The sequence below is a fragment of the Streptomyces manipurensis genome (assembly GCF_049570255.1).
In the GTDB taxonomy this organism is placed as follows: Bacteria; Actinomycetota; Actinomycetes; order Streptomycetales; family Streptomycetaceae; genus Streptomyces; species Streptomyces manipurensis.
This window is the reverse complement of the sequence record NZ_CP186950.1, coordinates 6,212,345-6,227,906: the sequence shown is the minus strand read 5'-3', so window position 1 is coordinate 6,227,906 and position 15,562 is coordinate 6,212,345. Positions and strand designations below refer to the sequence as shown.

Annotated in this window: 7 protein-coding genes; all 7 read right to left on the bottom strand. The window is 75.5% G+C overall.

All coding sequences use genetic code 11. The features are described from left to right. Window positions 1–49: 49 nt before the first annotated feature. The gene (locus ACPU2J_RS28425; RefSeq protein WP_423834285.1) at window positions 50–1,048 is read right to left on the bottom strand and encodes a TauD/TfdA family dioxygenase; all 999 of its coding nucleotides are present in this window, start codon (window positions 1,046–1,048) and stop codon (window positions 50–52) included. A gap of 8 nt (window positions 1,049–1,056) precedes the next feature. After that, the gene (locus ACPU2J_RS28420) at window positions 1,057–1,269 is read right to left on the bottom strand and encodes an MbtH family protein (RefSeq protein ID WP_361593222.1); all 213 of its coding nucleotides are present in this window, start codon (window positions 1,267–1,269) and stop codon (window positions 1,057–1,059) included. A gap of 166 nt (window positions 1,270–1,435) precedes the next feature. Continuing rightward, window positions 1,436–2,638, bottom strand: coding sequence for a cytochrome P450 (locus tag ACPU2J_RS28415; RefSeq protein WP_420079019.1), 1,203 nt, complete (start codon window positions 2,636–2,638; stop codon window positions 1,436–1,438). Continuing rightward, entirely contained in the window at window positions 2,638–3,513 is an 876-nt protein-coding gene (locus ACPU2J_RS28410; protein WP_420079020.1) for a thioesterase II family protein, read from the bottom strand. Before ACPU2J_RS28410 ends, ACPU2J_RS28415 begins: the two co-directional genes overlap by 1 nt. Then, a complete protein-coding gene (locus ACPU2J_RS28405; protein ID WP_423834284.1) occupies window positions 3,510–5,321 on the bottom strand; it encodes a non-ribosomal peptide synthetase in 1,812 nt (603 codons plus the stop codon). The genes ACPU2J_RS28410 and ACPU2J_RS28405 overlap by 4 nt, the downstream gene beginning before the upstream one ends. A gap of 667 nt (window positions 5,322–5,988) precedes the next feature. Beyond that, a complete protein-coding gene (locus ACPU2J_RS28400) occupies window positions 5,989–10,527 on the bottom strand; it encodes an amino acid adenylation domain-containing protein (RefSeq protein WP_423834283.1) in 4,539 nt (1,512 codons plus the stop codon). Window positions 10,528–10,585: 58 nt separating this feature from the next. After that, a complete protein-coding gene (locus ACPU2J_RS28395; protein WP_423834282.1) occupies window positions 10,586–15,328 on the bottom strand; it encodes an amino acid adenylation domain-containing protein in 4,743 nt (1,580 codons plus the stop codon). Window positions 15,329–15,562 lie beyond the last annotated feature (234 nt).

The following is a 15,562-nucleotide window of genomic DNA, read 5'->3' as shown; positions in this document are numbered from 1 at the left end:
GGTGTTCGGGTCGCCCGGGCGCGGGCAGGGACCGGAGCCGAAGGACGGCCTAGGCGGGGACGGCGGTGGTGGGTCGCACCGTGGGCCGGCAGTCCATGAGGTCGACGGGGCGCCCCATGGCGACGGCGATCTTCCGGTCGCCGCGGTAGGGGTCGCGGCCGTGCGCGCAGAGCACGTTGTCGACCAGCATCACGTCGCCGGCCTGCCAGGTCTCGCGGACGGTCGCGGCCTCGTAGGCGGCGTTGAGGGCGTCGGCGTCCTCCCGGGTGAGCGGCTCGCCGTCACCGAACCCGGTGTTGAAGGGCAGGCCGTCGGGGCCGAACTCCTCGACCATGGCCTCCCGGATGTCGGGTTCCAGGGACCACTCGTTCCAGAAGGCCAGGTGGTTGAACCAGGCCTCGTCGCCGGTCTGCGGGTGGTGCACGGTGGCCGAACGCAGCTGGCTGGTGCGCAGGTTGCCGTCCGGCAGCCACTCCCAGGAGATGCCGTTCTCCCGGCAGTACCGTTCGACGTCGGCGGGGTCCTCGGTGCCGAAGGCGGTGCGCCAGCCGAGCGAGACGTAGTCGGAGTAGCTGCGGGTGAGCGTCCAGCCGGAGGAACGGCCGCGCTCCACCAGGTGGGCGGGCAGCCCCGCGAGGACCTTGCGGACGTCGGCGGTCGGGGTGGCGCCGCCCGCCTCGGGGGCGGTCAGGCAGGCGAACAGCAGCCGGCCGGGGAAGGTCAGCGTGTAGCTGTTCTCGTTGTGCATCCGGATGGCCTGCGCGGGCGGCAGGTCGGTCGACGAGAAGACGCCGTCGCCGAAGTCGCTGCGCGGGGTGGCCTTCTCCCGGTACGGGGTGGGCTCGGGGATGAGGACGTCGCGCACGGCGGCCACGTCCGCGGCCTGCGCCACCGGCAGCCCGCGCAGGAAGATCGTGCCGTGCTCGTGCAGGGCGTCGGTGAGCGCGGTCTCGTGCGCGCGCAGCCACTCGCAGGCCTCCGCGAGGCCGGCGAAGGCCGGCACGCGGGTGAGGGCCGGGCGGCCCGGGTTCAGTTCCCAGTTCGGCATGGCCGCGCTCACCGCTGGTCGAGGGTGGCGAGCAGGCTCGCGGGGCGGATGTCGGTCCAGCTGGTCTCGATCCAGTCGAGGCACTCCTGGCGGGTGGCCTCGCCGTGCACGGTGGTCCAGCCGGCGGGGACGTCGATCCAGACCGGCCACAGGGAGTGCTGGTTCTCGTCGTTGACCAGGACGAGGTAGCCGGAGTTGTCGTCCTCGAACGGGTTGCTCATGGTGGTCTCCGTAGGTGAGTGGTGCGCTGGGGTGTGATTCGAAGGTAGGGGCGCCGTTCCGGCGCGAGCGGCACAAGCTGCGGCAGGAGAGCGGCAGTTGCGCGGCTGCCGGGGACGGCCCGGCGGGACGCAGGCGGACGCGGGGCCATCGGGGGGCGGGGCCGGTTCAGCGCGGTGTGAGCCGTACGGGGAAGTGGTCCAGGCCGAAGTTGATGATCGAGCGGTTGTGGGTGACCGGGCCGGTGGGCTCGATGGCGGCGGCCTTCTCCAGCGCGGCGGAGTACAGGGCGCTCAGCTCGGCCTTGGCCAGCGGTGCGCCGATGCAGTAGTGGGCGCCCAGTCCGAGCGCGAGGTGCTTGTTGGGCGAGCGGTCGAGGCGGATCTCCTCCGGCTGCTCGAAGGCCTCGGGGTCCCGGTCGGCGGACCACACCCACACGGCGACCCGGTCGCCCCGGCGGATCTGCCGTCCGCCCAGCTCCACGTCGCGGGAGGCGGTGCGCAGGGTGTGCAGGCCGACCGAGGTCCAGCGCAGCAGCTCGTCCACGGCGGAGTCCATGGACACCTCGCCCCGTTGCAGACTGCGCCACAGGTCGGGACGCTGCACGAGGGTGTGCAGCCCCATGGCGGCGGTGTGCCGCACCGTCTGGACGCCGCCCACCACGATGTTGTCCAGGTTGAGCACCACGTCCTCGATGGGGAGCAGCCGGCCGCCGACCTTGTAGGTGGCCATCATGGAGATGAGGTCGTCGCGCGGGTCGGTGCGGCGCAGCATCACCTGGTGCATCAGGTACGGGATCAACTGCTGGTGTCCGGCGCGGCGTTCCTCGGGAGTGCGGCCGAGGAAGGCCACGTCGCAGACCCGGACCACCATGTCGCGGTCCTTCTCGGGGACGTCCAGCAGGTCGCACATGACCGCGAGCGGGAGGGCGGAGACCACGTCGACGAGGTCGACGTCGCCCTGTTCGACGGCCCGGTCGAAGAGTTCGCCGGCCCGTTCGGCGATCGAACGGGCCGCGCCGCGTACTCCGTTCTTGGAGAAGAACGGGTTCGCGGGGGCCCTCAGTTCGCGGTGGCGGGGCGGGTCGGTGAGGGCCATCATCCGGCCCGACCCGACCGGTACGTTGCCCTCGCCCGCGCCGAGCAGGGAGCCGGACTCGGAGCTGAACACGGCCGCGTTGCGCAGGACGTCGGCGGACTCCCGGTAGGTGAGCACCGACCACACGGGGCCGTCGTCGACGGTCTCGGTGAGGTGGACGGGTGCCTCGCGGCGCAGTTCCGCGATCAGGGCGGGCGTGTCGGGGCGGGCCCACAGCGCGGGGTCGGTGAGGTCGACGGTGGTGGTGGGCGTCGCGGTGGCGGTGGTCGGCATCAGTGCTCCCTGGGGGCGGCGCGGAAGGGGGTGGGGGCCTGGCCGTCCGCCAGGAGTGAGGTGAGGAGGTCAACCGGGCCGGGCCGGTCGACGGTGGCGAGCAGGTGGCCGCCCGGGACGACGCGGTGCTCGAAGGCGCCGCGGGTGTGGGCGGCCCAGCCGGTGAGGCCGGTGGTGGCGAGCATCGGGTCGTCGGCGCCGGCCAGCGCGTGGATCGCGGGGCCGATCGGCGCGTGCGGGTGGTGGCGGTAGGTGGCGCTGACGGCGAGGTCGGTGCGGATGGTCCCGAGGGCCAGTGCGGCCAGTTGGGGTTCGGCCCGGACCGACTCGTCCAGGCCGGTGAGCCGGAGCAGTTCGGCCGCGTCCAGGTCCCGGCTCTCGCGGCCGCTCCACTCGGCGGGGCTCGGCGCTCCGACGGCGACGATCCGTTCGGGCCGGCGGTCCGCGGGCAGGGCCCGGGCCACCTCGTAGGCGAGGAGCGCCCCGAAGCTCTGGCCGTAGAAGGCGAACCGGCCGTCGGCGGCGCCGCCCAGGTGCGGGGTCAGCGCCGCGGTGACGGCGGTGACCAGGGCGTCGAAGTCGGGCGGCATGGGGTGCCGGCTGCGTCCGCCCCGGGCGGGCGGGCGCAGCGCCCACACCTCCGCCGCGGGGGCCAGGGCGCGCGCCATCGGCACGTAGGCGGTGGCGTCGCCGCCCGCGTGGGGGAAGCAGAACAGCCGGACGGGGCGGTGCGGCTGGGGGGCGGGGACGAGCAGCCAGTCGCCCTCGGCCCGAGGCCTGGTGGGCCGCGGCGTACGCGTGCCGGGCGCGGCGGCCGACCCTGAGGGGGCTGCGGAGGCGGCTGACGAGGGGGCGGTGGGGAGGGTCGTGGTCATCGGACGGCCGCCCGTCGGGCGGTCAGGGCGGGGCGGGCGGCGGCCGGGCCGGCCTCCGTGGCACGCCGGACCGTGGCGGTGAACTCGGCCAGGTCGGCGGCGTCGAGCAGGTGGCGCAGCTGCAGCTCCACGCCGAGGGCCCGGCGCAGCAGGTGGACGACGCGCAGGGCGGCGAGCGAGTGGCCGCCGAGGGAGAGGAAGTCGTCGGACGGCTCGACGCCGGGCACCCCGAGCACCGTGCGCCAGACCTCGGCGACCTGCTCGTCCAGGCCGCGGGCCGCGGCCGGTGCGGCGGCCTCCGCCGTCGGCGGCGCGGGCAGGGCCCGGTGGTCGGTCTTGCCGTTCGGGGTGAGCGGCAGGGCGTCCAGCACCGTCACGCTGGAGGGCACCAGGTGGGCGGGCAGGGTACGGCGCAACGCGGCCAGCAGGTCCGCGGGGCGCAGGTCCGTGCCGGTGACGTAGCCGGCGAGCCGGTGGTCTCCGGGGGCGGGCTCGTGCACGGCGACCGCGGCGGCGCCGACCCCCGCGAGGGCTCCCAGCGCGTGCTCCACCTCGCCCAGCTCGATGCGGAAGCCGCGCACCTTGACCTGGCGGTCCACCCGGCCGACGTACTCCAGCAGCCCGTCGGCGGAACGCCGGGCCTGGTCTCCGGTGCGGTACATGCGGGCGCCCGGCTCTGCTGCGAACGGGTCGGCGAGGAACCGGCCCGCGGTCAGGCCCGGGTGGCCCGGGTAGCCGTGGGCCAGGCCGGGCCCGGCGAGGTACAGCTCGCCGACGGCGCCGACGGCCGTCACCGGGGCGAGCCGGGCGTCGAGCAGGTGGACCCGGACCCCGGGCAGCGGCTCGCCGAGGTGGGGGCCGGGGCCGGTGATCGGCGCGGTGATCGCGTCGACGGTGGCCTCGGTGGGCCCGTACAGGTTGAACGCGTCGACACCGCCGTCGGCCAGCTCGCGCCAGGTCCGGGCGGGCACGGGCTCGCCGCCCATGAACAGCCGCGGGACGCGGGCGCCGGCGAGCGGCTCGCGCAGCAACTGCCAGTGCGAGGGCGTCAGGTCGAGGTCGGTGACGCCGTGCTCGGCGAGCAGCCGGACGAGCCGGGCCGGCTCGGCGCGGTGGGCGTCGTCGACCACCACGAGGGTGTCGCCGCGGCAGATCCGGATCCACTGCTGGACGGAGGCGTCGAAGGAAACGCTGGCGTTCCAGGCGACGACGGCGTGCCCGGGCCGGTAGGCGCCGCTGAGCTCCAGGGCGGCGGCGAGGTCGGCGACGGCGCCGTGCGGGACCTCGACCCCCTTGGGACGTCCGGTGGAGCCGGAGGTGTGGATGACGTAGGCGGAGTCGAGCGGGTGCGGGGTGAACGGGGCCTGCGGGTCCGCGGACGCGTCGGCGCCGGAGACGGCGTCGGCGTTTGCGTCCGGGCGGAGGACCGGTACCCCGGCCGGCACGGGCGGCTCGGCGTCGGTGCTCACGACGGCGGCGAGACGGGCGTCGGCGGCCATGAAGGCGATCCGCTCGGCGGGGTAGGCCGGGTCGAGCGGGACGTAGGCGGCGCCGGCCCGCCAGGCGGCGAACAGCGCGACCGGCAGGTCGGCGGTGCGGCCGAGGTGGACCCCGACCCGGTCGCCCCGCCGCACCCCGGCGGCCCGCAGGGCCCGCGCCAGGGCGGCGGTGCGCAGGTCGAACGCGGCGAAGTCGAGGCTCTCGCCGGCCGCGTGCACGGCGGCCCGCCGGGGGTGTGCGGCGACCGCGGCCCGGAAGCGGGACAGCAGGTCGGTGGTGACGGTGGCCGGTTCGGCGAAGGTGGTCATGGGAGTGCGCTCCTGGGTGGTCGGATCGGGTGGATCGGGACGGGGTGGATCAAGAAGGCGGATCCCGCGGGCCGGAAACGGGCATCGGGACCGGCCCCGGCGGAGCCCGTGCGGCGGAGTCCGTGTGCGCGGGGCCGTGAAGGGACGGGCGGTACGGATCACCCGCGGCAGGCGACGGCCCTCGCACCGGCCGGTGCGACCGGATCCGGTGCCCGGAGCGGATGAACGACCAGGCGGCGCCGGCCACTCACGGCACCGGCGGCAGACGGTCCGGTGCGACCGGAACCCCCGCCCGGATGGGGTGGACGGGCAGGCGGCGCCCGCCCCTCACGGCATCACAGGCCGGCGACCCGGTGCCGTCGGAGCCCGTATGCCCCGGGCCGGTGAACGGGCCGGGCCGCTCGGGCCCCTCGCCGGCGACGGGCCTCCGGCTCCGGCCGGCCCGGTGCGGCCGGAGCCGTATGCCCGGAGCCCGGAGCCCGCGGACGGAGGGGCGGCGCCTGCCGGTCACGGCACGGCCGGTGGCCTCCCGTGGGCCGGCGCAGCCGGGGCCGTGAACGGGCGGCCGGCGCGGGCCGGGCGCGGCCCGGCAACGGCCCTCCCGTCGGCAGCCGGGTCCGGCTCCGGCTGCGCCGAGTGGTTCGGGCGCCGACAGCGGCGAACCGGCTCAGGCGTCGGACGCCAGCCGGAACAGGGCCTGCTGGTAGGCGTCCATGAAGGCGTCCGCCGTCGCGTCGTCCACCAGGGTCCGCTGGTGGTCCACCGCCAGCAGCACCCGTTGCGAGACCGGGTCCTGGATCAGCGAGGCCCCGAAGGCGAAGCTGTTCGGCTCGTGGCGCAGCGTCGGCTCGGAGCCGATGCGGCCGTCCTCGATCCGGGCCGCGCTCAGCCTCCCCAGGGCGTGGAACCTCAGGTAGCCGAACTGGCTGTCCAGCGCGGTGTCGGCCATCATCCGGGCCAGCCGGGCGAACGGCACCCGGCGATGCGGCATCATGTCCAGCTCCTCGCGGTGCACGTGCCGTACGAGTGCGGTCAGGTCCTCCCCGTCGGGCTCCGCGACCAGCGGGACCGTGTTGAGGAAGAGCCCGTACACCTCGGTGCCGCCGAGCCGTTCCAGCCGGCCGTTCATCGCCAGACCGGTGGTGACCCGCCGCCGCCCGGTGATCTCGGCGAGCGCGTACAGGTGGGCGGCGAGCGCCACCGACTTGACCGGTACGGCGAGCGCGTCGGCGACCGCGCGCAGCTGTCCGGGGGCCTCGGGCAGCACCCGTTCGACCGTGCGCGGCAGTTCGTGGACGTCCTCGCTGCCGGGCCACAGCTGGCCGGTGGCACCGTCGAGCCGCTGGTGCCAGTACGCCAGGGATTCCGGGTCGGCCGCGGCCGCGCGTTCCACGGCGACGAAGTCGCGGAAGGCGGTGCGCGGGGGCGGGGTGGGGGCGGAGGCCGGGTCGGCGGCGAGGGCGGTGTGCCGTTCGAGGATCTCGGTGAGCAGCGAGGTGAAGCTCCAGCCGTCGAGGATGGCGTGGTGTTCGGAGACGGTGAGCTGGAAGGCACTGTCGGCGAGCCGCTGGACGGTGATCCGGAAGAGGGGTGGTTCGGCCAGGTCGAAGGGCCGGTCGCGGTGGTGGGCGAAGACCGTGCGGACCGCCTCGTCCTGTTCGTCGGTGCCCGCGGCGCGCAGGTCGGCGAACTCGACGGGTGCGGGGAGCGTGCCGTGGACGAGCTGGAGGGGTTCTCCGTAGCCGGAGAGGTCGAGGCCGGTGCGCAGGACGGCGTGCCGGGCGGTCGCCTCCTCGACGGAGCGGCGGAAGGCGGTTTCGTCGAGGTCGCCGGTGATCCGGTAGGAGTTGACGTTGTGGTAGCTGTCGGTGCCGCCGGCGACCTCCATGTGGAAGACCATGGAGAGCTGCATCGACACCATCGGGTAGGCGTCGGTGATCCCGGGCGGGAGCTCGGCCCGGTCCTCGTCGGAGATCAGGGCGAACGGCCGGTCCGCGGCGGGGTCGGCGGCCACCGGGCGGGCGAGCGGCAGCAGTTCGGCGACGGTGGGGGCGTTGAACACGTCCCGCAGGGTGACCTCCCAGCCGCGGTCGTGGAGGGCTCCGGCCAGTTGGACGGCGCGGATGGAGTCGCCGCCGAGGTGGAAGAAGTCGTCGTGGACGCCGATCCCGCCGATGCCGAGGACGTCCGTCCAGACGGCGGCGAAGAGTTCCTCCTCGGGTGTGCGCGGCTCGACGTGCCGGCCGTCGGCCGCGGGGGCGCTCCGGTCGGGATCGGGCAGCGCGGCCCGGTCGACCTTGCCGTTGACGGTGAGCGGCAGGGACTCCAGTACGGTGACGCTCGCCGGGACCATGTACGCGGGCAGGGAGCGGCCGAGGAAGGCCCGCAGGTCCTGGGGTTCGTCCGGCGAGCGCCCGGTGATGTAGGCGGCGAGCCGGTCGTCGTGGACGGTCACCACGCAGGCGTCGACCTCGGGGTGGGCGGCCACGGCGTTCTCGATCTCGCCGAGTTCGATCCGGAAGCCGCGCAGTTTCACCTGGAAGTCGGCCCGGCCGACGTATTCGGTGCCGCCGCCGGGGAGCCGTCTGGCGACGTCGCCGGTCCGGTAGAGCCGGGCACCGGGCGGTCCGTAGGGGTCGGCGACGAAGCGGCCGGCGGTGAGTGCGGGCCGGCCCCAGTAGCCGTGGGCGAGGCTGCCGCCGCCGATGTACAGCTCTCCGGGGACGCCGGGCGGACAGGGGCGCAGCCAGTCGTCGAGGACGAGTGCGGTGAGGTGCGGCATGGGGTCGCCGACGAGGCTGCGTTCGAAGCCGGCGCCGCCCTCGGCGACGTCGTGCATGGTGACGTGGACGGTGGTCTCGGTGATGCCGTAGAGGTTGCAGAGGCGGGCCGGCGGCAGCGGTTCGAGGGCGTGCCAGCGCTGGACCACGGCGGGGTCGAGCGCCTCCCCGCCGAGCATGATCCACCGGAGGTCGGGCAGGGCCCGCGGGCGGCGGCGCAGGGCCGGTTCGAGCTGGCGCAGGGCCGAGGGCGTGAGGCAGAGGTGGGTGACGTGTTCCTCGTCGAGCAGTCCGGCGAACTCGTCGGGCGAGCGGCTGGTGAGGTACGGGACGACGACGAGGCGGCCTCCGTGCAGCAGGGCTCCCCACAGCTCCCAGACCGTCCAGTCGAAGGCGTAGCTGTGGAAGAGGGTCCAGACGGTGTCCGGGCCGAAGGCGAAGTGTTCGCGGCCGGAGTCCAGCAGGCGGCTGACGTGCTCGTGGGCGACGGCGACGCCCTTGGGGCGCCCGGTGGAGCCGGAGGTGAAGATCAGGTAGGCGAGGTCGCCGGGGCGGCCCGCGGCGGGGGGCCGGACGGCCGGGTGGGCGGCGATCTCCTGCGCGGCCGCGGTGAGGTCGAGGGTCTGCCAGGGGCCGTCCGGGGCGCGGTCGGGCCGGTCGGTGAGGACGAGGGTGGCGGCGGTGTCGCCGAAGACCAGCGCGGCCCGGTCGGCCGGGGCCGCGAGGTCGACGGGGACGTAGGCGGCGCCGGTCTTGAGCACGGCGAGGATCGCGGCCGGCACGGACGCGGTGCGTTCCAGGAGCAGCCCGACCCGGTCGCCGGGGCGGACACCGCGGGCGATCAGGGTGTGGGCCAGCCGGTTGGCGCGGCGGTCGAGTTCGGCGTAGGTGAGGGTGCCGTCGGCGTCGGTCACGGCGTGCCGGTCGCCGTGCGCGTCCGCCGCCCGCTCGAAGAGGTGGTGGAGGCTGCGGCCGGCGCCCGGCCGGGCGGGGCGGTGCGGCGGTCCGGCGGCGGTCAGCGCGCGGACGGTGGCGTCGGGGTCGGTGAGGGCGGCGTCCAGGAGTCCGGCGTAGTCGGCGGCGAGCCGCCGGACGGTGCCGGCGTCGAAGAGGTCGCTGTCGTATTCGGCCTCGCCGCGCAGTTCGCCTCCCCCGGTGTCCTCGAAGACGGACCAGGTGAGGTCGAACTTGCTGGTGCCGTTGGACCGTACGGTGCGCTCGGCCGTGGTGGCGGCCCCCAGTGCGAGGGGCGTGCGGTCCTCGGCGTGGGCTCCGAAGACCACCTGGACCAGGGGCGGGTGCTGGGGGGTGCGGGGGGTGCCGAGGGCGTCGATCAGCTGGTCGAAGGGGAGGTCGAGGTAGCCGAAGGCGTCGAACGCGGTGTCCTGGATCTCGCCGAGCAGCGTGCGGAACGCGGTGGCCGGTGCGAGCCGGACGCGCAGTGGCAGCAGGTTGACGAAGTAGCCGAGCAGGTCGCCGAGTTCGGGTCGGTTGCGAGTGGTGACCGGGGTGCCGACGAGCAGGTCGTCGGCTCCGGTCCAGCGGCCCATGAGCAGGGCGAAGGCGGCGAGCTGGACGGTGAACGGGGTGACGCCCTCCTGTTCGGCGAGCGCGCGGACCCGGGCGGCGGTCCCGGGGGCGAGGCCGAACGGTTCGGTGGCACCGAGCCGGCTGCTCTCGGCGGGCCGGGGCCGGTCGGCGGGGAGCTCCAGCAGGGCGGGGGCGCCGTCGAGGGCCTGCTTCCAGTGGGCGAGGTGGTCCTCGTACGAGGTGTGCTGCTCCTCCTCGGCCCAGTCGGCGTACTGCAGGGTGAGGGCCGGCAGGTCCGCTGCCCGGTCCTGCTCCAGCGCCCGGTAGTGCGCGACGAGTTCGCGTTCGAAGAGGTCGGCCGACCAGCCGTCCCACACGATGTGGTGGACCACGAACAGGAGCGTCGTGCGGTCGTCGGCGAGCCGGAACGCCTCGGCGCGCAGCAGCGGCCCCGCCGCGAGGTCGAAGGGCGCGCGGGCCCGTTCGGCGACCAGGTGTTCCGCGCGGTCGGCCCGCTCCGGGTCGGGCAGACCGCGCAGGTCGGTGACGGTGAGCGGCACCGTCAGGGCGGGGTGTACGTGCTGGCGGGGGCCGTCGGGGTGGAGGGCGAAGGTGGTGCGCAGCGCCTCGTGCCGGGCGGTCACGCCGTCGAGGGCCCGCTGGAGCCGGGCGAGGTCGAGCGGTCCGGTGACCTCGTACGTCCAGGGGGTGGTGTAGGTGGCCGCGAGGGGGTTCCAGCGGTCGAGGAACCACAGGCCGCGCTGGAGGCCGGAGAGCGGGGCGGTACGGACGGGGGCCGTGGCCGGGCCGTCGGCCGGCCCGGGGGCGGTGGGGGCGGGGGCCGCCGCCGGCCGGGGGGTCGGCGGGGCGGCGGGCTGGTCGGTGGACGGGCTCACGGCCTCGTTCCCTTCGGTCGGGCGGGTGGACTGGCGGGCCGGCGCAGCGGCGGCCGGGTCATCGGGAGGCCAGCCGTTCGGCGATGGCGCCGACGGTGCGGCCGCGGAAGACGACCTGCGGCGGGACCCGGGTGCCGGTCTGCTGGGACAGGCGCATGGCGACCCGTACGGCGGCCAGCGAATTGCCGCCGATCCGGAAGAAGTTGGTGTCGGGGGCGAGGTCCTCGGCCAGGCTGAGCACGGAGCGCACGGCGTCGGCGACCAGGCGCTGGCCGGGGGTCAGGGGGTCGGCCGGGGTGCCGGCCGGGGCATCGGCCGGGCGGGCGGCCGGTTCGGGCAGGGCCCGGCGGTCGACCTTGCCGTTGGGGTTGAGCGGCAGCGCGTCGAGCACGTCGAGGGTGGCGGGCACCATGTGCTCGGGCAGGAGTCCGGCCAGGTGGTCGAGGAGCGTGTCCGGGGCGGGCGCCGGTGCCCCGGCGGCGGCCGTGACGTACGCGGCGAGCCTGCGGTCCCCGGGGGCGGGCTCGTGGACGGTGACGGCGGCCTCCGCCACGGACGGGTGGCGGGTGAGGGCGTCCTCGATCTCGCCGGGCTCGACCCGGAAGCCGCGGACCTTGACCTGGTCGTCGATCCGGCCGGTGATCTCCAGGACCCCTCCGGGGGTGCGGTGCCCGAGGTCCCCGGTGCGGTAGAGGCGTTCGCCGGGCGGGCCGAACGGGGAGGCGACGAAGCGTTCCGCGGTCAGCGCGGGCCGGCCGAGGTAGCCGAGCGCGAGGCCCCCGCCCGCGGCGTACAGCTCGCCGGTGGCGCCGTCGGGGACGGGACGCAGCGCACCGTCGAGGACGTGGACCTGCTTGCCGTTCAGCGGACGGCCGATGGGGATGGAGCTGCCGGCGGCGTCCTCCGGGGTGGCGCGGTGGCAGGTGGTGAGGCCGAGGCTCTCGACGGGGCCGTAGCCGTTGGCGACGACCAGGCGCGGGTACTGGTCGAGCGCCTTGCCGACGTGGGTGACGGAGGCCCGCTCCCCGGCGGTGAAGGCCACCGCGAGGTCGTCGTAGGTCTCGGGGAACTCCTCCAGGAGGAAGTTGAACAGGCTGGCGGACAGCTGGAGCTGGGTGACGCCGTGACGGCGGGTCAGTTCGGTGATGGTCTGCGGGTCGGGCCGCCCGCCGGGCTGCAGGACGCACGTCCCGCCGAAGGCCAGTGCCCCGTAGAGCTCCAGGGCGAAGGCGTCCCAGGAGACCGGGGAGCACTGCAGCCAGACCTCGTCGGGTCCGAAGCGGGCGTAGTCCTGGCCGAGGTAGGTGGTGGTGAGGGCGCGGTGCGGGACGGCGACCCCCTTGGGGCGCCCGGTGGAGCCCGAGGTGAACATCACGCAGGCCAGGTCGGTCCCGGTGACGGGCAGGCCCGGGTCGTGGGCGGGCCGGGCCGCGAGGGCGTCGGCCTCGGCGTCCAGGTCGAGACGGCGAGCGACCGGGAAGGGCACGGCCGTGGTGCGGTGGGTGACGAGCAGTTCGGCGCCGCTGTCGGCGACCGCGCCGGCCAGCCGCTCGGCCGGGAAGTCCGGGTCGAGCAGGGTGTAGGCGGCTCCCGCCTTGAGCGCGGCGAGCAGGGCGACGACGAGGTCCGGTCCGCGTTCGGCGAGGACGGCGACGGTGTCGCCGCGGCCGACGCCGGCGGCGCCGAGGTGGTGGGCGAGGCGGTTGGCGCGCTCGTTGAGGGTGCCGTAGTCGAGGCGGTCCTCGCCGGCGACCAGGGCGAGGGCCCGCGGGTTCCGGGCGGCCCGGTCCTCGAACAGGGCGTGGACGGGCGTGTCCACGGCGGCGGCGAGGGTGCCGAGCCAGGCTTCGCACAGCTCGGCCATGGTGGCGGCGTCGAAGAGGTCGGAGTCGTATTCGAACCGGCCCGTGAAGTCGGTGCCCCGGTCGTCGACGGAGATCGACAGGTCGAAGCGGGAGACCGGGTTGGAGTGCAGCTCGCGGGTGACCTCGGTGCCGCCGATGGTGAGGGGGCGGCTGTCCAGCGGGTGCAGTTCCAGCAGGACCTGGCACAGGGGGTTGCGGTCGTCGGCGCGGTCGTCGGCGCGGTCCTCCATGACGGCGGCCGCGACGGCGTCGAAGGGGGCTTCCTGGTTCCGGTAGCCGGCGATCGCGACGTCCCGGGCGTGGCGGACGAGTTCGCGGAAGTCGGCGCCCTCGTCGACACGCAGGCGCAGCGGCAGCAGGTTGACGAAGTAGCCGATCAGGGCGTCGAGTTCGGCGCGTCCGCGGACGCTGACCGGGGTGCCGAGCACCAGGTCCCGGCGGCCCGTCCGGCGGTGCAGGGTGAGCGCGAGCCCGGCCAGCAGCACCATGAACGGGGTGGCGTCCTCGCTGCGGGCCAGCTCCCGGACGGCCTCCGCGACCGGCCGGGGCATGGCGAAGCGGTGGAAGGCGCCGCGGAAGGCCTGCTCGTCGGGGCGCGGCCGGTCGGTGGGCAGGATGGGGTCGGCGGGTGCGTCGCGCAGGTGCTCGCGCCAGTGGTCGAGCCGACGCCGTGCGGTGTCGTCGCGCTGCTGCCAGACGCTGTAGTCGGCGTACTGGACGGCGAGTTCGGGCAGGTCCGCGGCTCGGCCGGCGGCCAGGGCCTCGTACAGGGCGGCCAGTTCGGTCTCCAGGACGGTGAGGGATCCCTCGTCCCAGACGATGTGGTGGCACAGCAGCAGCAGGGTGGACGTGGCGGCGCTGCGGTAGAGGTGGGCGCGGACCAGCGGGCCGGTCTCCAGGTCGAAGGGCACCAGCGCGGCCTCGGCGAGCAGCCCGTCCACCGCGTCCGGTGTGGTCTCCACGACGGTGAAGGGCAGGTCCACGGACGGGTGGACCACCTGCCGGGGTCCGTCCTCGCCGAGCGCGAAGGTGGTGCGCAGGGCGCCGTGCCGCTCGACCACGCCGGCCAGGGCGCGGCGCAGCAGGTCGGGGTCGACGGGCCCGGCGAAGCGGAACACCCAGGGCACGGTGTACGTCGGCGCTCCGGGGTTCCACTGGTCGAGGAACCACAGGCCGCGCTGGAAGTCGGCGAGGGGGGCCTCGGTGGCTCCGGTCCGCTCCAGTGCGGGCCGCTCGGTGTCGTCCGAGGCCGCGGTGACCGCGGCGGCGAACTCGGCGAGGGTCGGCGCGTCGAAGATGGTGTAGGGCGAGATCATGCCGAAGACGTCGAAGACCCGGCCGACGACGCGCACGGCGGTGAGGGAGTCCCCGCCCAGGTGGAAGAAGTTGTCGTCGGCGCTCACCTCGGGGACCCCGAGCACGTCCGCCCAGACCGCGGCGATGAGCTGTTCGGCGGGGGTGCGCGGCGGCCTGCGGCCGGCGGCCGGGGCGGCGGGCGCGGCCTGCGGCTCGGGCAGCGCCGCCCGGTCCACCTTGCCGCCGGTGGTGAGCGGGAAGGCGTCGAGCGCGGTGACGGTCGCCGGCACCATGTGGTCGGGGAGCCGCTCGGCCAGGTGGGCGCGGAGCGCGGCGGTGTCGTCGGCGGTGCCGGTCACGTACGCGGCGAGCCGGCCCTCGTGGGCGACGACGACGGCCCCGGCGACACCCGGGTGGCCGGTCAGCACCTGCTCGATCTCGGCGGGCTCGACGCGGAAGCCGCGGATCTTCACCTGGTGGTCCGTACGGCCGACGAACTCCAGCGGGCCGTAGGTCCCGGAGCGTCGGACGACGTCGCCGGTGCGGTACATGCGGGCGCCCGGCTCGGCGGCGAAGGGGTCCGCGACGAAGCGGCCGGCCGTCGCGCCGGGGCGGCCGTGGTAGCCGGAGGCCAGCAGCGGTCCGCCGAGGTACAGCTCCCCGGGCGTGCCCGCTTCCACGGGCCGCAGCCGGTCGTCGAGGACGTACGCGCGGCGGTCGCCGAGCGGGCGGCCGATCGGCACCGAGGCGGCCTCCGCCGGGGGCGGGCCCGCCAGCTCGTGCACGGTGGCGGTGACGACGGTCTCCGTCGGGCCGTACGCGTTGAGCAGGGGCACGCGGGTGGCGGCCCACCAGCCGGCGGCCGCGTCCGGGTAGAGGCGGTCGCTGCCGGAGATCATCAGGCGCAGGGAGCGCGGCGAACCTATGTCCTCGCGCAGCGCGGCCACCACCTCCTGGAAGTAGCCGGCGGCCAGGTTGGCCACGGTGACGCCCTCGGTGTCCATCAGTTCCAGCAGGGCGGCGGGGGCCGGGAGCCGCGTGGGCGGGGCGAGGAGGCAGGCGCCGGCCGACAGTGCGGTGAGCACCTGTTCCACGGCCACGTCCACGGTGGGGCGGGCGAAGTGCAGCACGACGTCGTGCTCGGTGAGGCCGAAGCAGTCGACGGCGGCGGCCAGATGGCCGGCCAGCGCGTCGAGGGGGACGTGCACGCCCTTGGGCCTGCCGGTGGTGCCGGAGGTGTAGACGAGGTATCCCGCGGCGGACCGGCGGCCGCGCCGGTCCGGGTCCGCTTCCGGCCTGCCCGCGGGTCCGCCGGGGACCTCGCCGGCCAGCACGCCGTCGGTGTAGTCGAGGGTGGCTCCGGCGTCCTCGCGGATCCACCGGTTGCGCTCCTCGGGCGCCTCCCGGTCCAGCGGCAGGTAGGTGGCGCCGGCACGGAGTGCGGCGAGCAGGCCGACCACGTGGTCGAGCCGGTCCCGGCCGGTGACGGCCAGGGTCCGGCCGGGGGCGATCCGGGCGGCGAGGGCGCCGCTCAGCTCGTCCAGTTCCCGGTAGTCGACGGTCCGGCTGCCGATGCGCAGGGCCGGGCGGTCCGGGAACCGGCGTGCGACGGATATGAAGGGGACATCGCGAGATTCCATCATCCAACCCCGATGAATATAACGACGCTGCGGGTGGTCGATTTCGACGATAGGGCCGCTGTCCCGGGCCGATCGGCAGAAGACCCGGAAGGCGATCGGCAGTTTCAACTGCCGCTCGGCCGGGCCCGTTGCGCAGGGCGTACGACAGCCCGCCGGGACGCTGCGGGCGTCCCGGCGGGCTGTGGAGGTGTAGCGGGAAAGGTGTGGTGGAGGGGCTGGGGCGAGGAAGGGAAG

Coding starts and splice junctions, on each gene's coding strand:
- ACPU2J_RS28415 (WP_420079019.1), bottom strand. CDS start 2,638: ATGCCGACCACCGCCACCGCGACGCCCACCACCACCGTCGACCTCACC.
- ACPU2J_RS28405 (WP_423834284.1), bottom strand. CDS start 5,321: ATGACCACCTTCGCCGAACCGGCCACCGTCACCACCGACCTGCTGTCC.
- ACPU2J_RS28410 (WP_420079020.1), bottom strand. CDS start 3,513: ATGACCACGACCCTCCCCACCGCCCCCTCGTCAGCCGCCTCCGCAGCC.
- ACPU2J_RS28425 (WP_423834285.1), bottom strand. CDS start 1,048: ATGCCGAACTGGGAACTGAACCCGGGCCGCCCGGCCCTCACCCGCGTG.
- ACPU2J_RS28395 (WP_423834282.1), bottom strand. CDS start 15,328: ATGGAATCTCGCGATGTCCCCTTCATATCCGTCGCACGCCGGTTCCCG.
- ACPU2J_RS28420 (WP_361593222.1), bottom strand. CDS start 1,269: ATGAGCAACCCGTTCGAGGACGACAACTCCGGCTACCTCGTCCTGGTC.